We start from the raw sequence: 4,175 nt of genomic DNA on the forward strand, positions 1-4,175 counted from the left end.
TGCTAAGTGGCGCTAACGATTAACTTACCAAGCGCACTTAACTTTAAACCAAAACCGCCAAGCTTATAGCGTCCACTTGAGTAGTTTGTTAGCTATTTTTTTGCGTACTTTCTAGCAAAATCTCTTAATACTTGGCTATTATTCGCAAATTCCACCCGCCCACACGCCGTCCCATCAAACTTAGCTTCTGGATTCGAATACACAGGTATTACATTTTCCTCATAAGACATAATTGTTCCACGCTGTGAACAAACAAAACCAAGTGCATAGCTCTTTTTGGGTGGATAGTAACTTCTAAAGTACTCTTCCAAATCAAAATTTTCATCAGCCTCCTTTAACGTTCTTATATCATGTGAAGCACCACTCAAATGCCCAATTTCATGCTCCATAACATGATCTGGACAATTCAATGCAATTGTATAGGTAAACGATGAGTTTGAACTGTACCCACACCACTTTGACTCATGGCTTTCCAACCAATTAGAAAACACAATTGCAGTAAATATTGGCTCACCTCGTTCATTTACTTCGGGCAGTTCTCGTTTTAAATTTAGCTTCAATAATGCTTCTGCTGCATTGACGTCCTGAAACCAAGTAGAATCCATCGCTGTAACATATTCTATGTGTGTAGCTTCTCTTACTATAGGAATGCAAGAATTTTCCAAGGTTAAATTAGAGTAAGCTACCCATGAGTTAATTTTTGCTCCAACAAATTCCCTAGAATATTCGTCAAGAACTTGTTCACTTACGTAGAAATGTAACTCTGTTTTCAATGGATTTCTTACTTCACATTCCGGCAACGAGATCTGACCAGCTATAGTCGAAAACGATATTATGACTAACATTATCAAACAGCTGAGAATTTTCATTATACACCTTTGATAGCTAACGCCCGCTTAAGTTGTGAGTTACGCACCACTGAAGCCAAATTTTAAACCGTAATCACACAAACCAAAATTCCCACCAAAACCGCCAAGCGTTACGAATCAACTTGAAGCGCTTGTTAGGCATCTAGGGCTAGTTGCCAGTACCCAACGGAAACTTCTTGCCCAAACTTAACTCCGATTCGGTCAAACTCGCCAACCTTTTTAAAGCCCACACTCTCATGTAATGCAATACTGCTTGGGTTTGGTAGGGCGATTACACCTATAGCATTTTTAATGCCTTTACTTTTTAAGGAAGCGAGTAAATAGGTGTACAGAGCTTTACCAATCCCTTTACCAATGTTGTTAACGGCAATATATATAGAGGGTTCAACGGTATATTTATATGCGGAACGTTTGTTCCATTGGCCAGCATAAGCATAACCTTCAATTTGTCCGTTGGTTTCGGCGACAAGCCAAGGTAAACCTGCCGAGGTAACAATTTCAATTCGCTCTTTTAATGTCGCAGCGTTGATCGGTGTTTCTTCAAACGACACAGATGTAGTTTCGACGTAGTGGTTATAAATAGCCACCATTTGCTGAATATCGGACTCAACTATTTCTCTAATTATCATGCATCCTCCATGATGCCTAACGCCTTGCTAAGTTGCAGCTAACGAACACAACACCCAAGCAAAGCCACGTAATCACTAAACTTGACCAAACCAAAACCGCCAAGCGTTAGCTGTCGACTTGAGCAATTTGTTATAACTTTGTCCCCGATATTAGCTACTTTGCAAATTCATAAATTTGTATAAGTAATCTAGCCCTTGCTCTTTTGTATCAATTGCGTTGTCTAGGTCAATTTTAAGTGGATAATTTTTCGACAAATAAATTTTCCAGCATTCTCCTAAGAAATACATTAAACCTTGCACTTTTTCATCAGCACTGTCCCGGAAAACCGGAACCCAAAATAAGTGTGGTAATGTCTTACTTTCACTAACGACATGCATGTTCACGTTGGAAAGAACAACAGACTGTATATTTGAATAGTTGCTCCCATTGAGAACTCTTGAAACAAGGTTAACCTGACTTTCAATGCTCAATGCTGTGTTGTTGTCATTAACAATCCATATAGTTCCACTATAATCCTCGTATCCAAAGTAATCCTTAGTTTCTCTTAGCTGCTTATTTGCTTTGGTTATGATTTTCTTTATTCTCGAATACATTGCGTTTTCAACTTCGACTTTAAATTTGTCTACGGTTTCACGTGCTAATTTTTCTGGTGTTTTACTTTTTGCTTCTACTGAGTTCAAGTATGACCAATGCTCTTGATGACGATTGAAGACGTTTCTAAGAAAGGAGTTATTTTCAATCTGGTTCTCGTCCAAGCACTTTAGTTCGATTAGGTGCTCGGCAAAGTTAATAACATAATCAGCATTATTGAAATTAACCTCCTGAGGCAAGTTATCATCAATTCGTTGACCTTCGATAGATTGAATAAATCCATCAATAAACGATTCAACGTCTATTTTTTCATGACGACTCATAGTAAAAACCTCGAAAAGTTATAACGCCCTGCTAAGTGGCGCTAACGACCAACTTACCAAGCGCACTTAACTTCAAACCAAAACCGCCAAGCTTATGGCGTCCACTTGAGTAGTTTGTTATGTGCGTTTTCACTTAGAACGATGATATCCGGGTGTGATAAATGGACCCAAAAGCATATTTAGCTTTTTGAAAAAACCTTGATGCTCACTTTTGTATATAGTTTCCGCTTCCTCGGCACTATCCGCTGTAATTATTAATGATTGCTCAACAAAGCCCTGTGCTATTAACTGCTCTGACTCTTCTTTATATGTGCCAGAATCAACATTTAGATACGTATATCCGCCGTCTTTGTTAAAAAACTTAAAATCCATCCCATCACCTTATTTAATTGAGTAAGAATCACAAAACACGCCCTGAAACTCTAAGCTACAATTACACCGATGGATATTACCAATACGCATTGTGCGAGTGACTCCAAATTACGCACCTAAGCTCATAACGCACGCTTAAGGCGTGAGTGAACGTGTGCCATGTTTGAGCGATAGCGAGTTCGGCACACGTTTACGAATCGCACTTAAAGCGTTTGTTATACGCGTGTTTCGTTTTACCACGTTCTATCTAAATCTTCTGCGTATAAAGAAATAGCTCGCTGATACTCTTTAATTGCATCACTGTTCGTGGTTGATACTAAAAGATCGAGTAATAATGATGTTGCTTCTTTATGGCGCCCCAAGTTGTAAAGACACATGGCATAGAAAGGCTGAACTTCAATAGAACTAGGGTACTCTCTTAGAGTTTGCTCAAAATAGCTTAACGCCTCAGAATACATGCCCAGACTTCGATAGGTACTCGCTAGCCCGAACAAAGCATCAAACCTTTCTACCGACGATAAGAGACCTGAAAGAGATGACTGATAATGAGTAATTGCTTCTTGCTCTTTACCTTCGTTGTCGTATGACCAAGCAATTTGCAAGTGAGCTTTAGCAGAATAAGTTTCATCGTTTAGCAGCGTTTTTAGCAAAGCTCTCGACTCTTGATACTTATCCTGTTTCCGCAATTCAATTGCTTGTTTGATGATACTTTCCATAATTTTCCTCGAAGCTTATAACGCCCTGCTAAGTGGCGCTATCGATTGACTTACCAAGCGCACTTAACTTCAAACCAAAACCGCCAAGCTTATGGCGTCCACTTGAGTAGTTTGTTATATGCCCCTACGACTTACCCAAATATGGCTTAAGAAACTGACTGACTTGCTTGCTGCACAAACCAATTTCCACGTCGATTCCTGCTTCCTTGAGAATTGCCACACCTTTACCGCTATTGCGAGGATCTGGATCTAACATGGACACAACTACCCGTTTGATGCCAGATTTAATAAGAGTATTTGTGCACGCTGGCGTCCTGCCAATAAATGAACAAGGTTCAAGCGTTACATAGGCTACAATATTATCCATCGCTCCGTCATACGTATTGAGAGCTTGAACTTCTGCGTGATTACCACCGATTGCTTGAGTAAAGCCTTCGGAAACAATGCTATTGCCATCTACGAGTACGCAACCAACGGGCGGATTTGGAGTACACTCAGGCAAGGCTAATTTCGATATTTCCAACGCTCTAAGCATATAAGCTTCTGACATTATTTCGTATCCATTCGATAAGGCATATAACGCCCTGTTAAGGGGTGAGCGACGCAATACCGAAGCTGCCGCATACCACCTTAAACACTAAACGCAACGCATAGTGAAAATGCCACGCGTTGCG

Annotated in this window: 6 protein-coding genes; all 6 read right to left on the reverse strand. The window is 40.0% G+C overall.

Annotated elements, in window-relative coordinates:
- Window positions 1–92 precede the first annotated feature (92 nt).
- Window positions 93–869, reverse strand: a complete 777-nt coding sequence (locus MD535_RS25055; RefSeq protein ID WP_265677986.1) for a hypothetical protein — start codon at window positions 867–869, stop codon at window positions 93–95.
- A 134-nt stretch (window positions 870–1,003) separates the two neighbouring features.
- Window positions 1,004–1,498 (reverse strand): GNAT family N-acetyltransferase, encoded by a 495-nt coding sequence (locus MD535_RS25060; RefSeq protein WP_248010729.1) that lies wholly within the window; start codon window positions 1,496–1,498, stop codon window positions 1,004–1,006.
- A 150-nt stretch (window positions 1,499–1,648) separates the two neighbouring features.
- Complete coding sequence (locus MD535_RS25065; protein WP_265677988.1) at window positions 1,649–2,413, reverse strand: hypothetical protein; 765 nt, start codon at window positions 2,411–2,413, stop codon at window positions 1,649–1,651.
- Window positions 2,414–2,542: 129 nt separating this feature from the next.
- Window positions 2,543–2,785, reverse strand: a complete 243-nt coding sequence (locus tag MD535_RS25070) for a hypothetical protein (RefSeq protein ID WP_265677989.1) — start codon at window positions 2,783–2,785, stop codon at window positions 2,543–2,545.
- Window positions 2,786–3,018: 233 nt separating this feature from the next.
- A complete protein-coding gene (locus tag MD535_RS25075; RefSeq protein WP_265677990.1) occupies window positions 3,019–3,501 on the reverse strand; it encodes a tetratricopeptide repeat protein in 483 nt (160 codons plus the stop codon).
- Between the two features lie 124 nt (window positions 3,502–3,625).
- Complete coding sequence (locus MD535_RS25080) at window positions 3,626–4,051, reverse strand: bifunctional diaminohydroxyphosphoribosylaminopyrimidine deaminase/5-amino-6-(5-phosphoribosylamino)uracil reductase RibD (RefSeq protein WP_265677991.1); 426 nt, start codon at window positions 4,049–4,051, stop codon at window positions 3,626–3,628.
- Between the last annotated feature and the right edge of the window lie 124 nt (window positions 4,052–4,175).

The organism is Vibrio qingdaonensis, from assembly GCF_026191675.1.
Classification (GTDB): domain Bacteria; phylum Pseudomonadota; class Gammaproteobacteria; order Enterobacterales; family Vibrionaceae; genus Vibrio; species Vibrio qingdaonensis.